Here is a 1,062-nt window from a genome sequence, read left to right on the forward strand (position 1 = left end):
CGTTGCTGACCGGCTGGGCAACGGGCTTGCCCGACAGTGCTTTCGACCACGACGGTCAGCTGACCAAGCGGGATCTGCGCGCGTCTGCCTTGGCCCGCCTGTTGCCGGTGCCCGGCCAGCTGCTGTGGGATGTCGGCGCGGGAGCCGGTTCGGTCGGCATCGAATGGATGCGCGCCCACCCGACCTGCCGGACGGTGGCGGTCGAATCGAATGAGGGCAGAGCAGAACGTATTTCACGCAATGCACGCAACCTCGGGGTGCCGACTCTCGGCGTCGTGTGCGGAATCGCGCCGATGGCACTCGCCGATCTGCCCGCGCCGGACGCGATTTTCCTCGGCGGTGGTGTCGCCGCAGCGCTCGTGGCGTGCCTGGCTGCCTTGCGTCCCGGGGGGCGCCTGGTGGCGCACGGGGTGACGGTGGAGACCGAGGCGGCGCTGGCGGCCGCTTACCGCGACCACGGTGGCGAGCTGACGCGCATCCACGTCGAGCACGCAGCCCCGCTCGGTGGGTTCACCGGGTGGACGCCCGCCCGCGCGGTCAGCCAGTGGGCTTGGACGAGCCCCTGATTCGGGCTGGGTCGTAGAGATGGCTCTCCCCGGCGCAAGGGTCGGCCGCTTCCGCTAACGCCCGGCCGACCAGGATCACCGCGGCCTGGCGCAGGCCCGCCGCTTCGACCGCATCGGCGATGTCGCCGATGGTGCCGCGCAGCACGAGTTGGTCCGGTTGTGAGGCACGGTAGACGACCGCGACCGGGCACTGCGCGCCGTACTTAGATGCCAATTCGGCTGTCAGCGCTCGGATCCGGGTGATCGCCAGGTGCAGCACCAGGGTGGCGCGGGTCGCGGCGAATGCCGACAGCGATTCGGTCTGCGGCATCGCGGTGGAGGCGGCCTGGGTTCGGGTCAGCACAACCGACTGCGTCACCAGCGGCACGGTGAGCTCACGGCCGAGGACGGCCGCCGCGGCAGCATACGCGGGGACCCCGGGAGTGACATCCCACGGAATCCCGGCCGCGTCGAGCCGGCGGGTCTGCTCGGACAGTGCGCTGTACAGCGACGGGTC

2 protein-coding genes are annotated in these 1,062 nt (G+C 71.1%); one reads left to right on the forward strand and one right to left on the reverse strand.

What is annotated here, in order from left to right; all coding sequences use genetic code 11:
* Positions 1–566, forward strand: a 566-nt coding sequence (cbiT, locus tag AC2VON_RS23665) for a precorrin-6Y C5,15-methyltransferase (decarboxylating) subunit CbiT (RefSeq protein WP_486955031.1), incomplete at its 5' end; no start/stop codon positions are given.
* Here cbiT and AC2VON_RS23670 read toward each other — a convergent pair.
* The coding region (locus AC2VON_RS23670) for a cobalt-precorrin-4/precorrin-4 C(11)-methyltransferase (protein WP_486955032.1) at positions 538–1,062 on the reverse strand (525 nt) is incomplete at its 5' end. The genes cbiT and AC2VON_RS23670 overlap by 29 nt on opposite strands.

Source organism: Mycobacterium sp. TH-M82 (genome assembly GCF_057473605.1).